This window comes from Micromonospora sp. NPDC005205 (assembly GCF_040608275.1).
Classification (GTDB): domain Bacteria; phylum Actinomycetota; class Actinomycetes; order Mycobacteriales; family Micromonosporaceae; genus Micromonospora.
Window position 1 is genome coordinate 231,609 of record NZ_JBEXHV010000011.1, and the last position, 22,387, is coordinate 253,995.

21 protein-coding genes are annotated in these 22,387 nt (G+C 69.9%); 9 read left to right on the top strand and 12 right to left on the bottom strand.

Annotation, left to right across the window (positions count from 1 at the left end; all coding sequences use genetic code 11):
* Positions 1-45 precede the first annotated feature (45 nt).
* Positions 46-2,190: a prolyl oligopeptidase family serine peptidase gene (locus ABZU43_RS21350; RefSeq protein WP_355008215.1), complete on the top strand. Its 2,145-nt coding sequence runs from the start codon at positions 46-48 to the stop codon at positions 2,188-2,190.
* A 9-nt stretch (positions 2,191-2,199) separates the two neighbouring features.
* On the opposite strand, the gene ABZU43_RS21355 is transcribed toward ABZU43_RS21350, so the two are convergent.
* Positions 2,200-2,613 (bottom strand): nuclear transport factor 2 family protein, encoded by a 414-nt coding sequence (locus ABZU43_RS21355; RefSeq protein ID WP_355008216.1) that lies wholly within the window; start codon positions 2,611-2,613, stop codon positions 2,200-2,202.
* 141 nt (positions 2,614-2,754) lie between these two features.
* Positions 2,755-3,153, bottom strand: coding sequence for a helix-turn-helix domain-containing protein (locus ABZU43_RS21360; RefSeq protein ID WP_355008217.1), 399 nt, complete (start codon positions 3,151-3,153; stop codon positions 2,755-2,757).
* A gap of 103 nt (positions 3,154-3,256) precedes the next feature.
* Here ABZU43_RS21360 and ABZU43_RS21365 point away from each other — a divergent pair, with 103 nt between their 5' ends.
* On the top strand, positions 3,257-4,159 hold the full coding sequence (locus ABZU43_RS21365; protein WP_355008218.1) for an NADP-dependent oxidoreductase: 903 nt from the start codon (positions 3,257-3,259) through the stop codon (positions 4,157-4,159).
* Between the two features lie 134 nt (positions 4,160-4,293).
* On the opposite strand, the gene ABZU43_RS21370 is transcribed toward ABZU43_RS21365, so the two are convergent.
* The 4 genes from ABZU43_RS21370 to ABZU43_RS21385 form a co-directional block, all read right to left on the bottom strand.
* Complete coding sequence (locus ABZU43_RS21370) at positions 4,294-4,884, bottom strand: ATP-binding protein (protein WP_355008219.1); 591 nt, start codon at positions 4,882-4,884, stop codon at positions 4,294-4,296.
* Between the two features lie 21 nt (positions 4,885-4,905).
* The gene (gene coaD, locus ABZU43_RS21375; protein WP_355008220.1) at positions 4,906-5,367 is read right to left on the bottom strand and encodes a pantetheine-phosphate adenylyltransferase; all 462 of its coding nucleotides are present in this window, start codon (positions 5,365-5,367) and stop codon (positions 4,906-4,908) included.
* Positions 5,368-5,553: 186 nt separating this feature from the next.
* On the bottom strand, positions 5,554-6,726 hold the full coding sequence (locus tag ABZU43_RS21380; protein WP_355008221.1) for a helix-turn-helix domain-containing protein: 1,173 nt from the start codon (positions 6,724-6,726) through the stop codon (positions 5,554-5,556).
* Positions 6,716-6,880: a hypothetical protein gene (locus tag ABZU43_RS21385; RefSeq protein WP_355008222.1), complete on the bottom strand. Its 165-nt coding sequence runs from the start codon at positions 6,878-6,880 to the stop codon at positions 6,716-6,718. Before ABZU43_RS21385 ends, ABZU43_RS21380 begins: the two co-directional genes overlap by 11 nt.
* Before the next feature lie 143 nt (positions 6,881-7,023).
* Here ABZU43_RS21385 and ABZU43_RS21390 point away from each other — a divergent pair, with 143 nt between their 5' ends.
* Positions 7,024-7,821 (top strand): XRE family transcriptional regulator, encoded by a 798-nt coding sequence (locus ABZU43_RS21390; protein WP_355008223.1) that lies wholly within the window; start codon positions 7,024-7,026, stop codon positions 7,819-7,821.
* Positions 7,822-7,856: 35 nt separating this feature from the next.
* Here ABZU43_RS21390 and ABZU43_RS21395 read toward each other — a convergent pair whose 3' ends face one another.
* The 6 genes from ABZU43_RS21395 to ABZU43_RS21420 all read right to left on the bottom strand — a co-directional run bounded on the left by ABZU43_RS21395 (position 7,857) and on the right by ABZU43_RS21420 (position 14,202).
* Positions 7,857-8,018, bottom strand: a complete 162-nt coding sequence (locus tag ABZU43_RS21395) for a hypothetical protein (protein WP_355008224.1) — start codon at positions 8,016-8,018, stop codon at positions 7,857-7,859.
* Positions 8,019-8,186: 168 nt separating this feature from the next.
* Positions 8,187-9,929: an ABC transporter substrate-binding protein gene (locus tag ABZU43_RS21400; RefSeq protein ID WP_355008225.1), complete on the bottom strand. Its 1,743-nt coding sequence runs from the start codon at positions 9,927-9,929 to the stop codon at positions 8,187-8,189.
* Positions 9,930-10,074: 145 nt separating this feature from the next.
* Positions 10,075-11,061: an ABC transporter permease gene (locus tag ABZU43_RS21405; protein WP_112604983.1), complete on the bottom strand. Its 987-nt coding sequence runs from the start codon at positions 11,059-11,061 to the stop codon at positions 10,075-10,077.
* An 11-nt stretch (positions 11,062-11,072) separates the two neighbouring features.
* Positions 11,073-12,080 (bottom strand): ABC transporter permease, encoded by a 1,008-nt coding sequence (locus tag ABZU43_RS21410; RefSeq protein ID WP_355008226.1) that lies wholly within the window; start codon positions 12,078-12,080, stop codon positions 11,073-11,075.
* Entirely contained in the window at positions 12,077-13,150 is a 1,074-nt protein-coding gene (locus ABZU43_RS21415; RefSeq protein ID WP_355008227.1) for a dipeptide ABC transporter ATP-binding protein, read from the bottom strand. Before ABZU43_RS21415 ends, ABZU43_RS21410 begins: the two co-directional genes overlap by 4 nt.
* Positions 13,147-14,202 carry an ABC transporter ATP-binding protein gene (locus tag ABZU43_RS21420; protein WP_355008247.1) on the bottom strand — a complete coding sequence of 352 codons (1,056 nt, stop codon included), beginning with the start codon at positions 14,200-14,202 and terminating at the stop codon, positions 13,147-13,149. The genes ABZU43_RS21415 and ABZU43_RS21420 overlap by 4 nt, the downstream gene beginning before the upstream one ends.
* A 581-nt stretch (positions 14,203-14,783) precedes the next feature.
* Here ABZU43_RS21420 and ABZU43_RS21425 point away from each other — a divergent pair.
* The 6 genes from ABZU43_RS21425 to ABZU43_RS21450 all read left to right on the top strand — a co-directional run bounded on the left by ABZU43_RS21425 (position 14,784) and on the right by ABZU43_RS21450 (position 22,272).
* Positions 14,784-15,335 (top strand): Uma2 family endonuclease, encoded by a 552-nt coding sequence (locus tag ABZU43_RS21425; protein WP_355008228.1) that lies wholly within the window; start codon positions 14,784-14,786, stop codon positions 15,333-15,335.
* 32 nt (positions 15,336-15,367) lie between these two features.
* Positions 15,368-16,804, top strand: a complete 1,437-nt coding sequence (locus tag ABZU43_RS21430; protein ID WP_355008229.1) for a TldD/PmbA family protein — start codon at positions 15,368-15,370, stop codon at positions 16,802-16,804.
* Positions 16,801-18,198 carry a metallopeptidase TldD-related protein gene (locus ABZU43_RS21435; protein WP_355008230.1) on the top strand — a complete coding sequence of 466 codons (1,398 nt, stop codon included), beginning with the start codon at positions 16,801-16,803 and terminating at the stop codon, positions 18,196-18,198. The genes ABZU43_RS21430 and ABZU43_RS21435 overlap by 4 nt, the downstream gene beginning before the upstream one ends.
* Positions 18,199-18,463: 265 nt before the next feature.
* The gene (locus ABZU43_RS21440) at positions 18,464-19,270 is read left to right on the top strand and encodes a hypothetical protein (protein WP_124859396.1); all 807 of its coding nucleotides are present in this window, start codon (positions 18,464-18,466) and stop codon (positions 19,268-19,270) included.
* Between the two features lie 12 nt (positions 19,271-19,282).
* A complete protein-coding gene (locus ABZU43_RS21445) occupies positions 19,283-21,211 on the top strand; it encodes a fumarate reductase/succinate dehydrogenase flavoprotein subunit (RefSeq protein ID WP_355008231.1) in 1,929 nt (642 codons plus the stop codon).
* Positions 21,208-22,272 (top strand): succinate dehydrogenase/fumarate reductase iron-sulfur subunit, encoded by a 1,065-nt coding sequence (locus ABZU43_RS21450; RefSeq protein WP_355008232.1) that lies wholly within the window; start codon positions 21,208-21,210, stop codon positions 22,270-22,272. Before ABZU43_RS21445 ends, ABZU43_RS21450 begins: the two co-directional genes overlap by 4 nt.
* Positions 22,273-22,387 lie beyond the last annotated feature (115 nt).

The window sequence follows — 22,387 nt, forward strand, 5'->3', positions numbered from 1 at the left end:
CCAGGTCGGCCACATCACCCCCGCTCCCGCTCTACGATTTGGCGTGTGGACTTTCCGGAGCTGGCCGCCCGCACCCGCCGGTTCAGCCACGGCGCGCCACGCGCTGTCTCGGTGGCTGAGGACGGCTCCCGGGTGATCTTCCTGCGCTCCGCCGGCCCCGAGGATCCGGCGGACGCGCTCTGGCTGTTGGACGTGGGCACCGGCGAGGAGCGGCTGGTCGCCGATCCGGCGACCCTGCTGGGCGAGGGCGGGGACGTCCGCTCCCTCTCCCCCGGCGAACGCGCGCTCCGCGAACGGCTGCGGCTCAGCGCCGCCGGCATCGGCTCGTACGCGTTGGACGCGGCCGGCCGGGTTGCGGTGTTCGCGCTGGCCGGGCGGTTGTTCCGGGCCGATCTGGTGCACGGCGACGTGGTGGAGGTGGCGACCGTCGGCCCGGTGCTGGACCCACGTCCGGACCCGAGCGGGCAGCGGCTGGCGTACGTGACGGACGCCGCCGAAGGGGTGCGTCGGGGCGAACTGCGGGTGATCGACCCCGACGGCACCGACACCCTGCTGGCCGGCGAGGACGCCGGGGTGAGCTGGGGGCTGGCCGAGCACATCGCGGCGGAGGAGTTCGGCCGGTTCCGGGGGTACTGGTGGTCGCCGGACAGCCGTTCGGTGCTCGCCGCCCGGGTCGACGAGTCCCGCCTGGAGCGGTGGCACCTGCACGACCCGGCCGAGCCGGCGAGCCCGCCGACAGCCGTCGCGTACCCCCGGGCCGGTGGGCCGAACGCGGAGGTCAGCCTGCACCTGCTGGACCTGGACGACGGCTGGGTCGACGTGCACTGGGACCGGGAGACCTACCCGTACCTGACCGGGGTGAGCTGGGGTGAGGGCACTCCGTTGATCACCGTGCTGCGCCGTTCGCAGCAGCACGGCCTGGTGCTGGCGGTCGACCCGCGCACAGGTGAGACGCAGGTGCACGCCGAGCTGGCCGATCCGCGCTGGGTCGAACCGATCGCCGGCACCCCCGCGCACCTGCCGGACGGCCGCGTACTGGTCGGTGGGGAACTGGCCCACGACGGGTACGACGCCCGGTGCCTGTTCGCGGACGGCACCCTGCTCACCCCGCCGTCGCTGTACGTACGACGGGTGGTGGGTCGGCTGCCGGCCGCCACCGGCCCGGCCGACCTGCTGGTGGAGGCGAGCGACGGCGAGCCGAGCGAGCGGCACCTGTTCCGGGTCCGCACCACCATCGGCGGTGGGGTGGACGCGCGTCGAATCACCACCGACTCCGGCTGGTACACCGCCGCCGTCGGCGGGGACGTGCTGGCCGTCGGGGTCGCGTCGCTTGATCACGCCGGGGTGCGCTGGACGGTGCGTCGCGGCGATCAGGAGATCGCGGAGTTGCGCTCGTTCGCCGCCGCCCCGCCGTACTCTCCGCTGCCGCTGCTCGAACGGGTGACCGACCGGCGGCTGCCGGCGGCGGTGCTCTACCCGGACAACCACGTGACGGGCCGGCGGCTGCCGGTGCTGTTGGACATCTACGGCGGCCCGGGGCACCAGGAGGTCGTGGCGGCCCGGGCCGCGTGGTTGGAGCGGCAGTGGTGGGCCGACGCCGGGTTCGCGGTGGTCACCATCGACAACCGGGGTACGCCGGGCGTCGCGCCGTCGTTCGAGAAGGCGATCCACCGGCGGGTCGCCGACGTGATCCTGACCGACCAGATCGACGCGCTCACCGCGCTCGCCGGCAAGCACCCGGACCTGGACCTGGGACGGGTGGGCGTGCGCGGTTGGTCGTTCGGCGGGTGGCTGGCCGGCTTGGCGGTGCTGCGTCACCCGGAGCTGTTCCGGTGCGGGATCGCGGGTGCCCCGGTGACCGACTGGGCGCTGTACGACACCGCGTACACCGAGCGTTATCTGGGGTTGCCGGAAGACGGCCAGGACATCTACGCGCACCATTCGCTGGTCGAGTTGGCCGCCGAGCCGGTCACCAGCCCGGAACACGCCCGCCCGTTGCTGCTGGTGCACGGCATGGCGGACGACAACGTGGTGGCCGCGCACACCCTCCGGCTCTCGGCTGCCCTGTTGAGCACCGGCCGACCGCACGCCGTGCTGCCGCTGACCGGGGCTACGCACATGGCCGCGAACGGCACCGCCGAGCGGCTACTCCCCCTGGAGCTGGAGTTCCTCCGCACCCACCTGCTGTAACTGCCACGATCACCAACGCTCCACGAGGTGTTCCCGGCCCGGTGGCGGGTCGTACGGTTCCGGCCAGTAGTCGATGATCTTGCTGATCAGCCCCTGCCCGGACATCTCAAGCCAGACGCACGCGTCCTGCTGCTCGCCGCCGACGCGAACGTCGAGCAGCAGGGCAGCGAGACGACCATCGGCGATCACCCGTCGCGGCCGCAGGTGCCAGTCACCGGGATACTCGCTGTTGAACCGCAGGAACGCGTCCTTGCCGCGAACGCGCTCCCGAGTCTGCGGCATCTCGTAGACCACGTCATCCGTGAGCAGGGCGGCCAACCCGGACCAGTCGCGGCGCTCCACGAGATCAACGTAGGCGTGGGCGGCCTGCCGGGCCGTCGAGGTGTCGTCCACGGCGCGAACCCTAGCCCCCGCCAGCGACAAATCTGGCGAGCCGTCGGTGCATCAACGGCCCCACCAGACCGATGTCCGGTGTGGCCGTGGCCGTGGCCGTGGCGGCCCGCACCAGGCAGCTCCGGGCGGACACGTTGCGGCGGTTTCTGACGCAATCGGCGTCGCGGGATCTCAGGCGCGTGCGTCGTATCGGGTCCGGGCTTCGAAGACGCGGTCCATGTGCGACTCGGCCCAGTCCTTGATCGCGATCATGACCGGGAACAGTTCATGGCCGAGCGGGGTGAGCTCGTAGTCGACACGGACCGGCACCGAGGCGGTGACGGTGCGGGTGACCAGTCCGTCACGCTCCAGGGTGCGCAGGGTCTGGGTGAGCATCTTCTGGCTGACGCCGGCGATGCGCTGGGCGAGCTCGCCGTGCCGCTGCGGGCCGTGGACGAGCGCTGGGATCACCAGGGCGACCCACTTGTCGGTGAGTCTGCTCAGCAGCTCACGGGTCGGGCACTGGTCAAGGAACGCGTCGTAGTCACGTTTCGCCTGGTCACGGCGTTGCGCCGCGGTCGACGTCGCCATCTTTCCTCCTTTGGTGCCCTAGGCACTTTAAGGTACCTACTTTCTCACAGTGCTGATGATTCGTACGGTCGTGGTGAGAACGAAATCCACGAAGGAGCCGGCGATGCGCGCAGTCAGCTATGCACAGTTCGGAGGACCGGAGGTCCTGCACGTGGCCGAGATGCCGGTGCCCGAGCCCGGGCCGGGGCAGGTACGGGTGCGGGTCACGGCGTCGGTCGTCCATCCGGTCGATCTGATGGTCCGCTCCGGTCGGTTCCCGGCGCCGTTGCCGACCAGCCTGCCGTACACGCCCGGTTGGGACGTTGCCGGCAGCATCGACGCGGTCGGCCCATCGGTCGACGAGTACGCGATCGGCGACGAGGTCATCGGCTTCTCGCCATGGCTGCAGACCACGGCCGGCGCCCACGCCGAATACGTGGTGCTCGACGCCGCCTGGCTGACCTCCGCGCCCGCCGGTGTCCCGGCCACCGAGGCGGCGACCCTGCCTACCAACGGCCTCGCCGCCGCCCAGGCACTCGACCTGCTCGCGCTCCCCGCGGGTTCGAAAGTGCTCGTCACCGGCGCCGCCGGGCAGGTCGGTGGGTTCGTTCTGGCGCTCGCCCGGTCGACCGGTCTGCACGCCACAGGACTCGCCGGGGCCAACGACCGCGAGTTCGTCGAGTCGCTGGGTGCGGCGTTCCTGTCCCGCACCGACGACCCGACGGGCACGTTCGACGCGGTCATCGACCTGGCGGTGATCGGCTCCTCGCTGCTGGACCTCGTTCGGGACGGCGGCGGCTACGTGGCCGCGTCACCCCCGCTCCGCCCGGAGCCGGTACGCGGAATCCGGACCTTCGCGCTGGAGGTGCTACCGGACGGAACCCGGCTCGGCGAACTGGTCAAACTCGTCACCAGCGGCGACATCCCGCTCCGGGTCGCTGACGTGTACCCCTTCGCCGACGCGGCGAGCGCCCACGAGCGGCTGGCCCAGGGCGGGGTGCGCGGCGGCGTGGTGATCGTCCCCTGATCCGGGGCGAAAGCGCGGCTGTTACGCCCCGGTTGGCCTACCTGGCGGTGCGGGCGAGTCGGGCGGAGTGGCCGGTTGGGTGCTCCTCTGGCTGGCAGGCCAGCCGCGTCCGCTCCCGTCGAGGATGTACGGGGTCAGGAGACCGAGGGCGGCCAACGGTGTCGGCGCCACTCGTGCCATGTCGCGAAACCAGCAGGTGGGTCATCGACAGGCTCGCTGCCGTCCAGCTCGCCGGGCGTCGGGATGTCGATGCCGGCAGCCCATTCGGCGAGTTCCGCGTCGGACATCGGCCACGTGGTGTGCGGCGCTTCGGCCTGCCGCCGATCCAGTCGCCGGCGCTGCTCGACTGGACCGACCTCGAGGTAGCGCAGCTCCACGAGCGCGCCCAGGTCTGCTGCCGCCTGGCGCAGGGCGGAGCGCTCGTCCCGACTCCAGAGGCCAAAGTCGATCACCACGTTGTTGCCGAGCTCGAGCGCCCGCAGCCCGATCTCGATGAGTCGTCCCTCGATCACGTCCTGAGCCGACGACGGATTCTCAGGCCCGTAGAGAGCCTTCACCCATTCGTCCTTCGTGAGACGAAGTGCCGCCGACTCGATCTCGATGCGCCGAGCGGCGGTGGTCTTCCCCGTGCACGGCAGCCCTACCGTCAGGAACAGTGTTGGTCGCGCCATCGACGCCCCTTCCGTTCGAACGCCCATCGCCGGCCCTCTCCGCGACTCGGCCACCCGCTCCGGCTCTCCGGGACGCTATGGGATCGGCGGTGCCGGCCGCGCCGCGTCATACGCCCGTACGGCAGTGGACGAGACGGCGGCCAGGTGCGGACGGGGCGGCAGCCAGACGGTCTGGATGCCGAGTTGCTCGTTCATCGCGGCGAGCTGGTACTCGTAGCGGAGGTCGGCAGCGGTGCGCACGCCGCGAACGATGACCGTGGCACCTCGACGCGCGCAGTAGGCAGCGGTCAGCCCGGTCGAGGTGTCCACCTCGACATTGCCCCAGGCCACCGGCATGGCGTCGCGTACGCGGGCCGCCCTGGCCGTGGCCTCGGCGGTTGGTCGCTTGTCGGCGTTCACCGCCAGCAACACGATGACCAGGTCGAACATCATCCGGGCACGCGCCACCAGGTCGCCGTGGCCGGGGGTGAACGGATCGAATGTGCCGGGATAGACCGCCAGCGAACCGCGCACCGGCAGCACCGGCACAGCCGTCACCGCGACTCCAACCGCATGGCCCCGATCATCCCAGCCGTACTGGCCCCGACCCAACTCCGATTCGGCGATCTTGCACTTCCTGTCGCGACACAACAGGCATTCCACTCATGTTGACGACCGAAACTGCAAGATCGGCGCGGCCTTCTCGATCGACTTACGTTGATCTATCGGGGTGGGGCGTCCTGCTCACAGCACTCCGAGGTTGATGGCGAGCTGGGTGATCGTGGCTGGGGCAGCCGGGTCGCGGGCGACCCGGGCCACCACGTCCCGGGCGGCCGGCCGGTCGCGGATCTCGGCGGGTGCGATGCGTTCGGCCCGCAGCAGGACCCGGGCCGCGTTGGTGACGTCGTCCGTCAGAAGGTACGCGCGCGCCGCGTCGATCAGATGGCCGGCCCGATGCTCGACCGGCAGCCATCGCCACCCGTCCCGTCCGATCGCCAACTCGTGCCGGGCGACCCCCTGGGGCCCGTCGCCCAACTCCACGGTGGCGGCGACCTGCGCCAACTCGACGGCCGTCGGCCCGAACGCCGTCCGGTGATGGTCGTGTCCGTCGCCTACCGGGACGGCCAACTCGGCGGCCTCATCCAGCAGGTCATCGACCACCCGCTCGTCTCCCGCCCTGGCCGCGATCAGGGCGGCCTGTACAAGCAGCGATCCACGCAGCGACATCGCTTCCGGCGTGCCACTGGCGATCTGGGAAGCGGCGGCCAGCATTACTGCCCCTGCCCGCGCCGATGCCCGCAGCACCTGGCCGAGCTGCACCGCCGCGCAGGCCAACATCACCCGGTCATCGGCGGCGGCGGACATCGCCCGGTCAGCGGCCAGCCACGCGAGGCTCCCCTCACCCAGCTTCACCAGCAGCGCCGCGGTCACCCGATACGCCTCGACCACCGCTGCGCGCCCGGCCTCGGGGTCCAGCGCGTAGGCGCGGTCAACCTCGGTCACCAACGTGGGCAGCAGCTCGACCAGACGTGGGTACCGGGCGTGCTGGTAGGTCATCCACGCGTGCCGCACCTCCCGAGCCAACCGATCGGGCGACATCACGTCACGGTCCGCCGGGCGACAATAAGCCATTGGGTACGCCGACAGCGCGGCCCGAATCCGCGCCACTCCCTCGCGACGTTCCGCCGCCCCGGCGGACTGGACGTCACGACCGAGCAGCGCTGCGGGATCGACCCGCAGCACCGCCGCGATCTCCCGGATGGTCGACACCCGTTCCAGTGAACGGACCCCGCGCTCGACCTTGTCCACCCAGCTCTTGGACTTCCCCAACCGATCCGCGAACGACTGCTGCGACAACCTCCGCCGCACCCGCAGGTAGGCGACACGCCGACCGATCGGCACTGGATCACGGTCCACCACGCCACCGCCGATCCGGCACCGCCCGAGTCGTCTCCTGTACCGGTATCCGCTCGGCCTCGGCCTGCGCGAGCAACCGGCGTTTGGCTTCTTCCCGTTCGGCCGCATCGATCTGCTCTCCCTGGCTGACCAACTCGTCATCAGAACTGGGCATCATCACCTCCGCTGCTGGGCGCATCGGCAGGCTCAGCCGTCGCGTTCCATCCACAATGACGCCGAGCCGTCGCCAGGCGCGACGGCATAGAGTGCGACAACACGGGCACTTTGCTGGCGACATTAAGGCGACGCATCGCTATTGTGGCGAACATGAATGCCCCGAACACCGCTCTACGCGCGGTCCGCACCGGGATGCGCATGAGCCAGGACGACTTCGCCCGCGCGCTCCAGGCCGCCGGCCGTCGCGTCGGCGAGCCCAACGACGCGAACAAGAGGCTGGTCCAGCGCTGGGAGTCTGGCGCGATCGCCGCACCGCGGCCGGTGTACGCCCGCGCCCTGGAAGTCGTGACCGGCCTGCCGGTCTCGCTGCTCGGCTTCGCCGCGATACCCAATGGCGATGTCGTCGACGACCAACACGGTGGCCACGACCTGACCTCGCCCATGTCGAGCCTGGCCACACCAACGCCCAAGCCGCTCACGGTCCACGCGTCGTACGACGGCGTCTGGCTCAGCCGCTACCAGTACCACTCCAGTGGCCGGAGGGAATCATTCGCCGGGCAGCACTTCGTGGTCGTACTCCAGCACGGCGACCGACTGACAGTACGAAGCCTTCCTGGCTCGGCGGCATCCTCGCTGTCAATGGATCTGACCGTTGACGGTGCCGTGGTTACCGGCACCTGGGTCGAGCAGACCGACGCGGCCGGCTACTACCGAGGCGCCCGGTACCACGGCGCAATCCAGCTACTTGTGGAGCCCACAGGCCGACGGATGGCCGGGAAATGGGTCGGGTTCGGCAAGGACATGGACGTCAACACCGGGCCGTGGGAGCTGACCTTCCGAGATGCCTCCACGTCCAAGGCGAGGCTCCACCAGTACAACACCTCGCCGGAACAGCACGATTCGCCGAGCAGTTCGCAGCCGGCGGCGCGGATGGCGTAGGGCCGATGCGTCATCAAGAGGCCATTGCGCGACCTTCACGCGAGGAACTGGTTGGCGGCTTCGATGAGCAGGCTGCGGGTGCCAGGTTCGGAGCCGCTGTGGCCCGCGTCGAACAGCACGACGCGGTAGCCGGACGGGTCGAAGTACTGCCGATTGCCGGGGAGCAGACCACCGCCGGGGCCGCCGTGCAGGAACACCGCGGGTTTGCCGCCGGGGTTTCCACACAGTTCCCAGTACAGCGTTACCGTGCCCGACGCTGAGCATCCCGGAGTCGTACGGCTCGATGGGCGGGTACCAGTCCATGACAGCAGGGTCCCCTCCCGACGACGTTGTCGGAAGGGGACCCTGCTGGTCTGCGGTGTGACTTACGGCTTGACGTACGCGTTCACGAACGACGGGTAGCCGAAGACGCTGGAGATGAAGATCCCGCCGGCCTTGGATCCGTGCACGTTGTAGGCCACGTCGACGTAGAACGGCACCACCGGTGCGTGCTCCTTCATGATCCGCTCGTCGAGCTTGGCCCACTCCGGTCCCTGGTCGGCCGGGGGCATGGCCAGGATGCGGTCCATCTCAGCGTTGATCGTCGGGTCGTTGAAGTAGGACTGGTTGCTGTTGCCCTCGGCCTTGATGGTCCGGCCGTCGTAGAGCACCGGCAGGATCGAGGCCCCGCTGGGCCAGTCCGCCGCCCAGTTACCGATGTACAGGTCCCAGGGGTTGTTCTTCTTCTTGATCTCGTCGAGCTTCGCGTCGTCCGAGATGTTCCGGACGGTGATCTTGAAGCCGGCCCGCTCCAGGTTCGCCTTGAGCTGGGCACCCTGCTGCTGCTCGGTCGAGTTGTCGGCCACACCGAGAACCAGCTCCGGCGTCTTGCCGCCGAGCAGCTCCTTGACCTTGTCGACGTTGCCGTTGGCGCCCGCCGGGTACGCGTCGTATGCCTTGTAGCCGATGGTGGCCGGCGGCATCAGCGTGGTCAGCGGCGCGGCGACGGTCTGACCGCCGAGCGCCTTGATCATGCCTTCGCGATCGATGGCGTAGTTGAGCGCCTGACGCACCTTCAGGTCGGTGACCCGCTGGTTGTTGATGACGAGCTGGTTTGCGCTCGGAGTCGGCGAGAGGAGCGTCCGGGACTTCAGCGACGCGTCCCCGGCCACCTTGGCGACCAGCGAGGCGGGCACGGTGTTGAAGGCGAGCGCGCTCTGGTCGGCGCCGTTGTCGGCGATCACCCGGTTGTTGGCGGCGTCCGCGGTGGGGCCGAAGGTCCAGACGAACTGGTCCGGATACTGGTGCCGGACCGGATCGGTCTTCGGGTCCCAGTTGGGGTTGCGGTCCAGGGTGATCTGCACGCCGACCTGGTTCTTGGCGACCTTGTACGGGCCGGACGAGAACGGCTGCTTGTCCAGGTCGACGCCGGTGTCCTTGTCGGCGGGCAGCGGCGCGGTGGTCGGCAGCGAGACAGCGAACGGCAGGTCACAGCGGGGCTTGGCGAACTCGAAGCGCAGCGTCTTGGCATCCGGCGTGCTCAGGCCGGGGGGCAGCGACGTCTTGTTCTTCTTGAAGTCCCACTTGGTGTCGAACTGCGCGGTGTCGGCCAGCCACTCCTGGATGTAGGTCGGGCCGCCGGAGAGGTCCGGGTCGAAGGAGCGGGCGATGCCGTACGCGATCTCCTTGGAGGTGATCGGTCGGCCGTCCTCGAACTTCACCCCGTCCTTGACGGTGAATTCCCAGACCTTGCAGTCGTTGTTGACGTTCTTGCCCGGCGTCTCGGCCAGGTCGCCCACCAGGACCAGGCCGCCCTTGCCGTCGTCCTTCCAGGTGGTCAGGTAACGGGACCAGAGGGGGTTGGCCATCAGACCGGCGAACGAGTACGTCCGCTGCGGGTCCAGGTGGGAGATCGGCGACTCCCGGATGACGCTGAAGACGCCGCCCTTCGCAGCGCCGCTCACCTCGGCAGCCGGCCCCTGCGAGTCCTTGGGGTCGGTCGCGATGACCCCGCTCTGCTTCCGGTCAGTGTTCACCGTGGTGCCCTCGCCCGTGTTCTTCGAGCACGCACCCAATGCCACCACCAGAGCGATCGCGCCGCCCGCGGCGGCCACCACGCGTGGTCTCATGAATACCCCCTTCACCCATGTGCCGTGCGGTTTCGTCGGGGCGAGAACCGCCGACGTCCCGAGGATCGTAAGGAAGAAAACCTACGAGTTGTGTAACAGTTGTCGATAAATTTCGCCATCGGTGGGCGTGGCGGACACCCGGCCGTCAACGCAACCGCACCCGGGGGTCGATGGCCGCGTAGAGCAGGTCGACGAGCACGTTCGCCAGGACCACGAAGACGGCCGCGATCAGCACCGTTGCCATGATCGTGGGCAGGTCACCCGAGCGCACCGCGTCCACCGCCGTACGCCCCAACCCCTGGATGCCGAACGTGGTCTCGGTGATCACCGTGCCGCCCAGCGCCCCGCCCACGTCCAGCCCGGCGATGGTCACCACCGGAGTGATCGCCGCGCGCAGCGCGTGTCGCCCGTACACAGTGGGTTTGGCCAGGCCCTTGGCCCGCGCGGTCCGGACGAAGTCCTCGGACAGCGTCTCCAACATCTGCGCCCGCGACAACCGGGCATAGATGGCCGAGAAGAGGAAGGCCAGCGCCACCCAGGCCAGCACCAGCCCGCTGGCCCACTTCGCCGGGTTGTCGAATATCGAGGTGTAGCTGGGCACCGGCAACAGCCGCAGGTTGTAGACGAACACCAGCAGCAGCACCGCGCCCACGAAGTACAGCTGCAACGAGGCGCCGGTCAGCGAGAAGCCGATGGCCAGCCGGTCCAGCCAGGTGCCCCGCCGCAGCGCGGAGACCATGCCGAGCCCCACGCCGAGCAGCAACCAGAGGATGGCCGCCGGGATCACGATGCTCAGCGTCACCGGCAGCACCCGGGCGATGGTGTCCGAGACGGCCTCGTTGGTGACGTACGACCAGCCCAGGCAGGGTGCGTCGCACCGGCCGCCCTGGGCGCTGCCCAGGTCCCGACCGGTCACGATGCCCTTCATGTAACCGGCGTACTGGCTGATCAGCGGATCGTTCAGGCCCAGGTCGTCGCGGACCCGCTCCAGCCGCTCCGGGTTGCAGTTCTTCGAGCAGATGCTGCTGACCGGGTCGCGCGGCAGGGCGAAGAACATCAGGAAGGTCAACACGCTCACCGCGAAGAGGGTCAGCGTGGCGGAGAAGAGTCGCTTGAGCAGAAATCGCGCCATGATTTTGACCCCTACCGGGACGACTTCGGGTCGAGCGCGTCCCGCAACGCGTCGCCGAAGAGGTTGAAGGCGAACACCAGCGCGAAGATCGTGATGCCCGGAAAGAACACGTACGCCGGGTCGGTCTGAAGGAAGTCCAGACTGCGGTAGATCATTCGGCCGAAGCTCGGCGTCTCGTCGCTGAGGCCGACGCCGATGAATGACAGCGCCGCCTCGCTGGTGATGAACTGCGGCACCGCCAGGGAGAAGGACACCAGGATCGGCGCCCAGATGTTCGGCAGCAACTGCCGGAAGAGCATGTGCCCCAACCCGGCCCCGCTGGCCCGGGCCGCCTCCACGAACTCCCGCTCGCGCAGCGCGATCACCTGCCCGCGAACCAGCCGGGCCGTGCTGGTCCAGCCGAAGATGGCGAAGACGGCGATCAGCACGCCCACCCCGAAGGCGGACGACACCTGCCCCCGCTCACCGTAGAAGCGCAGCGTGATGGTGGGCGTGAGTGCCAGCGCGATGATCAGGAAGGGCATGGCCAGGGTCAGGTCGGTGATCCAGTTGATCACCGCGTCGAGCCAGCCGCCGAGGTAGCCGGCGAGCGCCCCCAGCACGATCCCGATCGTCGCGGTGATCAGGGCCGCCGCGAACGCGATGAACAGCGAGGTCCGCAGCCCGTAGATCAGCCGGATGAAGATGTCCCGGCCCAGCCCCGGCTCCAGACCGAACCAGTGCTCGCCACTGACCCCGCCGGCGTACCCCAGCGGCATGCCGAAGCCGTCCAGCATGTTCTGGAACTGCTCCCGCGGGCCGACCCCGTAGACCATCTCGATCAGCGGAGCGGCCAACCCCAACAACAGGAAGAAGACCAGGAGTACGCCGCTGATCACCGCCGTCCGGTCGCGGCGCAGCCGCAGCCAGGCGAGCTGACCGGGCGAACGGCCCACGACGCCCTTGGTCGCGGCTCCGCCCTCGTCGCCACCGGACTCGATCTCGGCCAGCGCCACACCCTCCACCGGGGACAGGCTCACGACGACACCTCCTCGACGTTAGCGTCTGCCCGTGCGGGGCCCGCTTCCCCTTCGGGGCCCGTGCTGGCCACTTCCCCTTCCGGGCCCGTGCTGGCCGCTTCCCCTTCTGGGAAGTGACACGCGGTGGCCTGGTTGCCGCCGTCACGCGGGATCAGCGCGGGCTCCTCGGTGGCGCAGATGTCCTGCGCCTTCCAGCACCGGGTGCGGAACCGACAGCCCGACGGCGGGTCCAGCGGGGTGGGTACGTCACCGGTCAGCCGGATCCGCCCCGCCGGGCCGAGCTGGGTGACGTCCGGGATCGCCGAGAGCAAGGCCCGGGTGTACGGGTGCTGTGGGCGCTCGTAGATGTCCGCCCGGTCGCCGATCTCCACGATCCGCCCCAGGTACATGACCGCGACCCGCTGGCAGAAGTGCCGGACCACGGCCAGGTCGTGTGCGATGAACACGAAGGCCAGGCCAAGCTCGCGTTGCAGGTCGCGCAGCAGATTGACGACCTGCGCCTGGATCGAGACGTCCAGCGCGCTCACCGGCTCGTCAGCGACGATCAGCTTCGGCCGCAGGGCCAGCGCGCGGGCGATGCCGATGCGCTGGCGTTGACCACCGGAGAACTCGTGCGGATACCGGTTGTAGTGCTCCGGGTTCAGCCCGACCAGCTCCAGCAACTCCTGCACACGGGCCTTGATGCCACCCGGCGGCTTGATTCCGTTGACCTGTAGCGGCATCGCCACGATCCGGCCCACCGTGTGTCGAGGGTTCAGCGAGGCGTACGGGTCCTGGAAGATGATCTGGAGTTCCTGGCGCAGTGGGCGCAACTCCCGGCGGCCGGCGTGCGTGATGTCCCGCCCGTCGAACTCGATGCTGCCGCTCGTCGGTTCCAGCAACCGCACCAGCATCCGACCGGTGGTGGTCTTGCCGCAGCCCGACTCCCCCACCAGGCCGAGCGTCTCGCCCGGGCGCACGTCGAAGTCGAGCCCGTCGACCGCCCGCACCAGACCGGTGGCGCGCAGCCCCTGGCGTACCGGGAAGTGCTTGCTCAGACCGCGTACGCGCAGCAGTGGTTCGTCGGTCATCGGGCCACCCCCACGGATGCGACGTCCTCGGCGTAGAACGCGGCGCGCTCCTCGGCGCTCAGGTGGCAGGCGACCAGGTGGCCATCGGCCCCGGCTGGGCGCAGCTCGGGCACCTCGGTGCGGGAGCGGCTGCCGGCGCGGTCCGCGTACCGGCAGCGTGGGTGGAACGCGCAGCCCGACGGCAGGTTGATCAGGCTGGGCGGGTTGCCGGGGATGGGCACCAGGTCCGCGTCCGCGTCGCCGTGCAGCGACGGCACGCTGGAGAGCAACCCCCAGGTGTACGGATGCTGCGGCGCACGGAGCACCTGCTCGACGCTGCCCCGCTCGACGGCCCGCCCGCCGTACATGACCAGCACGTCGTCGGCGACCTGGCCGACCACGCCGAGGTCGTGGGTGATCAGGATGATCGCGGAGTGGAACTCGGCCTGGAGGTCGGCGAGCAGGTCCAGGATCTGCGCCTGCACTGTGACGTCCAACGCGGTGGTCGGCTCGTCGGCGATCAGCAGCGCCGGGTCGTTGACCAGGGACATCGCGATCATCGCCCGCTGGCGCATGCCGCCGGAGAACTCGTGCGCGTACTGGTCGAAGCGACGCGCCGGCTGCGGGATGCCGACCCGGTCCAGCATGTCGACAGCACGCTGGCGGGCCTCGCGCCGGTTGGCCTTCGGGTGGTGCACCCGGTACGCCTCGGCGATCTGCCGGCCCACCGTGTAGTACGGGTGCAGAGCCGACAGTGGATCCTGGAAGATCATCGCCATGTCCCGGCCGCGCAGCCGGCGTACCTCCTCGTCGGCGAGGCCGACCACCTGCCGGCCACCCACGGAGATCTCCCCCGTGATGGTGGTCCGTTTCGGGTCGTGCAGGCCGAGGATCGCCAGCGAGGTGACGCTCTTGCCGGAGCCGGACTCACCCACGATGCCGAGGGTGCGGCCCCGCTCGACGGCGAACGACAGCCCGTCGACCGCGCGCACCACGCCGTCCTCGGTGTCGAACCGGACCCGAAGATCACGCACCCGCAGGTAGGCGTCCTGGTCGGAGCGCTGTGCCGGCACGGCGGGACGGTCGTCCGGGTTTCCGGACGGCGAGGGTTCCGAGCTGTCCACGGCCACCTCCCTCAGTGACGAAGAGAACTTACAGCAAAGTCCCGAGGGTGAAAATAAGCTACAAAGCCGGCACGTGTCAGCGGGCCCGAGCGTAACGAGTCGGCATCGGCCCCGCACCCCCGTCACCTCGCCATCCACACCCGTTCATGCCGCGCCCCGCGCCAAGATCTGCGCAACTTCCCCGATGTTGCTGCCTCCGACACGCGAGGAGGCAGCAACATCTCCGATACTGCGCGGATCTCGACAACGAACCACCGCCCCTGAGAGCAGGAGCGGGGTTTGGTACGCCCACCGCCGCCAAGGTCACGCTCGAACCAGGATCCAGTGGCATCGCCGACGCGCCGACACCACTACAACCAGGATGTTGCGCGATCTTGCCCTCCGCGGAGCGCCGGGAACGCCTACATCTGCGTAGAGCTCGATCTTTGGCGACTCAGCCTTGACGGTTACCCCTTTCTGACCGGGCAATTCATCCTGTGCTCGCACGTCAGGTGCGACCTGGGCGATCCGGAATGAGCTGCACTGAACAGATGATTCCCGCCAGCATCTTTGGCCACGCGCTGCCATGGACCGAGTCGGACTACCTCGCCCTCGGTGAGACAGCCCAGCGGATCGAACTCCTCGACGGCAGCCTGCTCATCGGACCACCGCCGTCCGTCCGACACCAGGTGATCGTCCGTGGTCTGACGGCCGCGTTGGAACCCGGCTGCGCGGCGGCGGATCGCACTCTGCTTCCGGTGATCAACCTACGACTGAGCGGCACGCGGATCCTCAACCCCGACCTTGTGGTGACGGCGGAGCTGGATCTCACGGCCGACTGCGTGCCGGCGGACCCGGTCCTGCTGGTCGGGGAGGTCACCGCACCACACACCGCCACCATCGACCGGGTGCTGAAGCCGCACCTGTACGCCACAGCCGGGATCGAGTGGTATCTCCTCGTTGAGCAAGAAAGCCTGAGCGTGAACCTCTACCAGCTACAGGGGGCCCACTACGTAGAGCGGTCGACCACCAGGATCGGCGAGGTGTTGGAGCTGACTGAGCCGGTGAAGGCCATCATCCGGCCGGAGGAACTGCTCCCCTGACGGGTGTCGGTCCGCTGGCCTAGGGTCGGTCCATGACCGAGTTCGACGCGGCCGCCGCCGCCGTCCAGGCCGCCCTCGACGCGGGCGCCCGGTACGCCGACGCCCGGGTGATGCACCGCCGCTACGAGTCGATGACCGCGCGCAACGGTGACGTGGAGGAACTGACCCAGGACGAGAGCATCGGGCTCGGGGTCAGAGCGCTGGTCGGGGCGAGTTGGGGCTTTCACGCCGTACCCGATCTGTCGGACGCCGCCGCCCGCGACGCCGGCCGGCGCGCGACGCGGACCGCCATGGCGAGCGCGCGGGTGCCGGGCCCTTCGGTCGACCTGGTGCCGGTCCAGGCTGTGACCGCGAGCTGGGCCTCCGGCTGCCAGATCGACCCGCTCGGGGTGCCGCTGTCCAACAAGGGCGATCTGCTCGTCGACGCGACGCGCACGATGGCCGAGCACGGCGCGGACCTGGCCGAGGGCCTGTACCAGATCTGGGACACCACGAAGTGGTTCGTCTCCAGCGAGGGCCACCGGATCGACCAGCGGATTCGCGAGTGCGGCGGCGGCATCTCGGCCACCTCCATCGGCGACGGCGAGACGCAGCGCCGGTCCTGGCCGAGCTACCGCGGCCAGTACGGCACCACCGGGTGGGAGCTGGTCGAGTCGCTGGACCTGGCCGCGCACGCCGCGCAGATCGCCGAGGAGTCCCGGGCGCTGCTCACCGCGCCGGCCTGCCCGGCCGGCGAGACAGACCTGATCCTCGGCGGCGAGCAGTTGGCCCTGCAGATCCACGAGTCGGTCGGGCACGCCATCGAACTGGACCGGATCCTCGGCTGGGAGGCGGCCTTCGCCGGCACGTCCTGGCTGGACCTGGCCCAGCTCGGCTCGCTGCGTTACGGCTCGGAGCTGATGAACATCACCATCGACCCGACGATCCCGGGTGCGCTGGGCAGCTTCGGTTTCGACGATGAGGGCTCCCCGGCGGTCAAACGGGACGCGGTCCGGGACGGTCGCTGGGTGGGTGTGCTCGCCGGCCGCGACTCCGCAGCCATGGCGAGCCTCGACTACGGCGGCAGCGTACGGGCCGACGGGTGGGCCCGGCTGCCGATGGTGCGGATGACCAACGTCGGTCTGGAACCCGGCCCGCACACGCTGGAGGAGATCATCGCGGCCACCGACGACGGCGTGCTGATGGACCTCAACCGGTCCTGGTCGATCGACGACAAGCGGCTCAACTTCCAGTTCGGCTGCGAGGTCGGCTGGGAGATCAAGAAGGGGCGGCGGGGGCGGATGCTGCGCAACCCCACGTACACCGGAATCGGCCCCCTGTTCTGGCGCTCGATGGACATGCTCTCCAGCGAGACGGTCTCCTGGGGCACGCCCAACTGCGGTAAGGGCCAGCCCGGCCAGATCGGGCACACCGGCCACCCGGCCGCGCCGGCCCGGTTCCGCAACGTCCGCGTGGGGGTCTCAGCATGACCGAGTTGGAGCTGGCCGGGCAGGTGGTGGAGCTGGTTCGGCGTCTTGGCGGGCCGGCCGCGCAGGCCGAGGCGGTGGTGACGCGGGCGGACCTGGCGCTGACCCGGTTCGCCAACTCGGGCATCCACCAGAACGTCTCCGAGTCCACCGTCGGGGTCCGGCTGCGGGTGCACGTCGACGGTCGGACGGCTGCCGGTGGCGGCAGCGTGGTCACCGCCGACGGGTTGTCCGATCTGGTGGAGCGCACCCTGGCCGCGGCGCGGCTCTGCCCGCCCGACCCGGGTTGGCCGGGGCTGACCCCTCCCACGCCCACGCCGGACGCCCCGCCCGTCGACGAGGCCACCGCGCACGCTGAGCCGGACCAACGGGCCGATCGGGTGGGGGCGTTCGTGGCCGCCGCCGGGGGCCTCAGCACCGCCGGTTACTGCCGCACCGCGCACCGCTCGTCGGCGTTCGCCAACTCGGCCGGACACTCGGCGTACGGCCGCTCGGTGGAGGCGGCGATGGACGGCATCGCCCGCCTCGACGGCGCCGACGGGGTGGCCCGGCGCAGCGCCGACCGGCTGTCCGACCTCGACGGCGCCGAGTTGGGCGCGCAGGCGGCCGCGAAGGTGCGGGCGGCGGCCGACCCGGTCGAGCTGCCGCCGGGGCACTACGAGGTGGTGTTCGAGCCGGCTGCGGTGGCGGACCTCCTGCAGAACCTGTCCTTCTTCGGCTTCAACGGCAAGCGGTACGCCGAGCGGCAGTCGTTCGCCGAGCCGGGCGCGGCCCAGTTCGACAGGGCGGTGACAGTGGTGGACGACCCGCTGGGCGGGTCCGGGTTGCCGTTCGACGCGGAGGGCACCGGCCGCCGGGCGCTGACGCTCGTCGAGGCGGGCACCACCCGGGCGGTGGCGCACGATCGCCGGACCGCCGCCGAGGCGGGCGCGGAGTCCACCGGGCACGCGGTCGCGGGGGGTGCCACCTGGGGCCCGATGCCCCGCAACCTGCGGTTGACCGGCGCGGTGGCGGGTCCGGCCAGTGCAGTGGGCCGGAGCACCACCGGCGCGGCGGCCGGGGCGGTCGTCGACGCGGACACCGCCGCGTTGGTGGCCGGCGTACGCCGAGGGCTGCTGGTCACCGATCTCTGGTACACCCGGGTGCTCGACCCGAAGAGCCTCGTCGTCACCGGCTTGACCCGCAACGGCGTCTGGCTGATCGAAGACGGCACTGTCGTCCGGGCGGTCCGTGACCTGCGGTTCACCGAGTCGTACCCGCGGGCGCTCGGGCCGGGGGCGGTGCTCGGGCTCGGCGCGCGGGCTGCGCGCCAACCGGACCGGGTGGACGGTGCCTGGTGGGCGGCGCCGTCGCTGCGGCTGGCGTCGTGGCACTTCACCGGAGGAGCATCCGGCTGACGTTGTCGGCCACGCTCGCTGATGGTCGACGACGCGCGCCAAACCGGCGCGTCGAGGGCTTTTCCGCAGGCCAGACACACGGGACACTCCCTTGCGCGGACGGCTCGCGGAGATCGGCGTAACGTGTGTCACTTAGCTGCGTCGGTCGATCCGGCGTGGTCGTTGGTGTGCGCATGACGTGGCAGCGGGTGCGGGTTCGCCGGTCCGCGTGCCGACCGGAGAGAGACCAGCCCGCCCGTACGGGCCCGTCGAGGAGACGACTCGAATGACTTCAACGGCAACGAGGCCGAAGGGGGCGCGGGCGCGCGCCGCCATCGCGGCGAAGACGTTGCGTACCGACCGATGGTGGTTCGCCCCGCTGATCACCGTGATCGGGCTCAGCGCCTGGGTCGCGTACGCGACGGTCCGGGTCTTCATGCACAAGTGGTACTGGGTGGACCAGTTCCACTACCTGACCCCGTTCTACTCCCCGTGCGTGACCGACCGGTGTGTCGAGGAAGCCTCGCACTTCGGCCGGTTCCTGCCCGGCTGGTGGATCATCCCGGACGCCGCGCTGACCCTGCCGTTCCTGCTGCTGTTCCGGCTCACCTGCTACTACTACCGCAAGGCGTACTACCGGTCGTTCTGGCTGTCGCCGCCGGCCTGCGCGGTCCCGGACGGGCACAAGGAGTACGGCGGTGAGACCCGTTTCCCGCTGCTCGGGCAGAACCTGCACCGCTACTTCTTCTACGCCGCCGCGATCATCTCGCTGATCAACACCTGGGACGCGATTCTCGCCTTCCACTCGCCGAAGGGCTTCGGCTTCGGGCTGGGCAACATCATCCTGCTGCTCAACGTGGTGATGCTCTGGGCGTACACGATCTCCTGCCACTCCTGCCGGCACATCATCGGCGGCCGGCTCAAGCACTTCTCCAAGCACCCGGTGCGGTACAAGGCCTGGACCTTCGTCTCGGCGTTGAACGTCCGGCACATGCAGCTCGCCTGGATCACCCTCGGCACCCTGGCGCTGGCCGACTTCTACATCATGGCGCTCGCTGCCGGCTGGTTCTCCGACCTGCGGTTCATCAACTAAAGGGCCCCTGACATGACCACAACCACTCGCATCGAACGACACCACTACGACGTCGTCGTCATCGGGGCCGGCGGCGCCGGTCTGCGCGCGGCGATCGAGGCCCGGCTGGCCGGCAAGAAGACCGCGATCATCTCCAAGTCGCTGTTCGGCAAGGCGCACACGGTGATGGCCGAGGGCGGCGCCGCCGCCGCGATGGGCAATGTGAACAGCCGGGACAACTGGCAGGTGCACTTCCGCGACACCATGCGCGGTGGCAAGTTCCTCAACAACTTCCGGATGGCCGAGCTGCACGCGAAGGAGTCGCCGCAGCGGATCTGGGAGCTGGAGACGTACGGTGCGCTCTTCGACCGCACCAAGGACGGCAAGATCTCGCAGCGCAACTTCGGTGGCCACGAGTACCCGCGCCTGGCGCACGTTGGTGACCGGACCGGGCTGGAGCTGATCCGCACCCTCCAGCAGAAGATCGTCTCGCTTCAGCAGGAGGACCAGCGGGAGTTCGGCTCGTACGACGCCCGGATCAGGGTGTTCTCCGAGACGACCATCACCGAGCTGCTGCTCGACGGTGACCGGGTGGCCGGCGCGTTCGGCTACTACCGCGAGTCGGGCGAGTTCATCCTCTTCGAGGCGCCGGCGGTCGTGCTTGCCACCGGCGGCGTCGGGCGCTCGTACAAGGTCACCTCGAACTCCTGGGAGTACACCGGGGACGGGCACGCGCTGGCGCTGCGCGCCGGGGCGACGCTGATCAACATGGAGTTCCTCCAGTTCCACCCGACCGGCATGGTCTGGCCGCCCTCGGTGAAGGGCATCCTGGTCACCGAGTCGGTGCGCGGTGACGGCGGCGTCCTGAAGAACTCCGAGGGCAAGCGGTTCATGTTCGACTACGTCCCCGACGTCTTCCGCAAGCAGTACGCGGAGACCGAGGAGGAGGCGGACCGCTGGTACACCGACCCGGACAACAACCGACGCCCGCCGGAGCTGCTGCCCCGCGACGAGGTGGCCCGGGCCATCAACAGCGAGGTCAAGGCCGGCCGGGGCTCCCCCGCCGGTGGCGTCTTCCTGGACATCGCGAGCCGACGTTCCGCCGACGAGATCCGCCGCCGGCTGCCGTCGATGTACCACCAGTTCAAGGAGCTGGCCGACGTCGACATCACGGCCGAGCCGATGGAGGTCGGCCCGACCTGCCACTACGTGATGGGCGGCGTCGAGGTCGATCCGGACTCGGGTGCGGCCTTCGGCCACGTACGCGGGCTGTTCGCCGCCGGTGAGGTCTCCGGTGGCATGCACGGCTCCAACCGCCTCGGTGGTAACTCCCTGTCCGACCTGCTGGTCTTCGGCAAGCGGGCGGGCGGACACGCGGCCAGCTACGCCGACGGGCTGACCGCCCGACCGAAGGTGGCCGTGAACGAGGTCGAGGCGGCCGTGGAGACCGCCCTCGCGCCGCTGCAACGGGACACCGGCGAGAACCCGTACACCCTTCAGCAGGACCTCCAGGCGGTGATGGGGGATCTGGTGGGCATCATCCGCCGGGAGGGTGAGCTGGCCGACGCGCTGGTCCGGCTCGCCGAGCTGCGTGAGCGGGTGGCCAAGGTGAGCGCGGCCGGCGGCCGACGCTACAACCCGGGCTGGCACCTGGCCCTGGACCTGCGCAACATGCTGGTGGTCTCGGAGTGCACCGCGAAGGCGGCGCTGGAGCGGCAGGAGTCGCGCGGCGGGCACACCCGGGAGGACTACCCGACGATGGAGCCGAAGTGGCGGCAGGTCAACCTGGTCTGCGCGCTGGACGGCGACACCGTGCAGCTGACCCGCAAGCCGCTGCCGAAGATGCGGTCGGAGCTGATCGGCCTCTTCGACCGGGCCGAGCTGGCCAAGTACCTCACCGACGAGGAGCTCGCCGACTTCGACGCCCTCGTTGACGACGCTGGAGAGGCGGACAACCGATGAGCGGGAAGCGTCAGTTCCGGATCTGGCGGGGCGACGAGAGCGGCGGCGACCTCCAGGACTACATGGTGGAGGTGAACGAGGGCGAGGTCGTCCTCGACGTCATCCACCGCCTGCAAGCCACCGATGCGCCCGACCTGGCCTGCCGGTGGAACTGCAAGGCCGGCAAGTGCGGCTCCTGCTCGATGGAGATCAACGGCAAGCCGCGGCTGGGTTGCATGACGCGGATGTCGACCTTCGGCGACGACGAGACCGTCACTGTCACCCCGCTGCGCACCTTCCCGGTCATCCGGGACCTGGTCACCGACGTCTCGTTCAACTACGAGAAGGCACGGGAGACCCCGGCGTTCGCCCCTCCGACGGACGTGGCTCCGGGCGACTACCGGATGCAGCAGGTCGACGTGGAGCGCTCGCAGGAGTTCCGCAAGTGCATCGAGTGCTTCCTGTGCCAGACGGTCTGCCACGTGATCCGCGATCACGAGGAGAACAAGCAGGCGTTCTCCGGTCCGCGGTACTTCATCCGGGCGGCCGAGCTGGACATGCACCCGCTGGACGCCCGGACCGACCGCAAGGAGTACGCGCAGGCCGAACAGGGCCTCGGCTTCTGCAACATCACCAAGTGCTGCACCGAGGTCTGCCCCGAGCACATCAAGATCACCGACAACGGGATCATCCCCATGAAGGAACGGGTCGTCGACCGCAGGTACGATCCCCTTGTGTGGCTTGGTAGCAAGATCTTCCGTCGGGGCGAGACGCCCCAGACCAGCGTGACCACCGCCCGTCAGGGCTCGGCGACGCCGGGCTCCGCCCGGGGTGGGGTGCACTCGCACGCGGGTGGCTCCCACGACTCGGGGGCTGAGGCGCAGGCACAGAGCGGCGTCAACTGGCACCGGGAGGTGCCCCACCCGACCGCTCCGGCGGTCGACGACCGGGGCAAGCTGCCGCTGACCGAGCTCACCTTCGACCGGGCCGCCGCGCCGTCGCCCTTCGGCGACGACGTGACCTTCCCGCTGCCTCCGGAGCACCTCAACTTCGCTCACCCGGAGCAGGACAACAAGCACTGACCACCTGAACAACAACGGGGGCCGTGGCAGCTGCCACGGCCCCCCCCCCCCCCCCCCCCACCCCCACCCCCCCCCCCCCCCCCCCCCCCCCCCCCCCCCCCCCCCCCCCCCCCCC

Coding starts and splice junctions, on each gene's coding strand:
- ABZU43_RS21360 (WP_355008217.1), bottom strand. CDS start 3,153: ATGGCGACGTCGACCGCGGCGCAACGCCGTGACCAGGCGAAACGTGAC.
- ABZU43_RS21365 (WP_355008218.1), top strand. CDS start 3,257: ATGCGCGCAGTCAGCTATGCACAGTTCGGAGGACCGGAGGTCCTGCAC.
- ABZU43_RS21385 (WP_355008222.1), bottom strand. CDS start 6,880: ATGCCCAGTTCTGATGACGAGTTGGTCAGCCAGGGAGAGCAGATCGAT.
- ABZU43_RS21400 (WP_355008225.1), bottom strand. CDS start 9,929: ATGAGACCACGCGTGGTGGCCGCCGCGGGCGGCGCGATCGCTCTGGTG.
- ABZU43_RS21405 (WP_112604983.1), bottom strand. CDS start 11,061: ATGGCGCGATTTCTGCTCAAGCGACTCTTCTCCGCCACGCTGACCCTC.
- ABZU43_RS21415 (WP_355008227.1), bottom strand. CDS start 13,150: ATGACCGACGAACCACTGCTGCGCGTACGCGGTCTGAGCAAGCACTTC.
- ABZU43_RS21425 (WP_355008228.1), top strand. CDS start 14,784: ATGATTCCCGCCAGCATCTTTGGCCACGCGCTGCCATGGACCGAGTCG.
- ABZU43_RS21430 (WP_355008229.1), top strand. CDS start 15,368: ATGACCGAGTTCGACGCGGCCGCCGCCGCCGTCCAGGCCGCCCTCGAC.
- ABZU43_RS21435 (WP_355008230.1), top strand. CDS start 16,801: ATGACCGAGTTGGAGCTGGCCGGGCAGGTGGTGGAGCTGGTTCGGCGT.
- ABZU43_RS21440 (WP_124859396.1), top strand. CDS start 18,464: ATGACTTCAACGGCAACGAGGCCGAAGGGGGCGCGGGCGCGCGCCGCC.
- ABZU43_RS21445 (WP_355008231.1), top strand. CDS start 19,283: ATGACCACAACCACTCGCATCGAACGACACCACTACGACGTCGTCGTC.
- ABZU43_RS21450 (WP_355008232.1), top strand. CDS start 21,208: ATGAGCGGGAAGCGTCAGTTCCGGATCTGGCGGGGCGACGAGAGCGGC.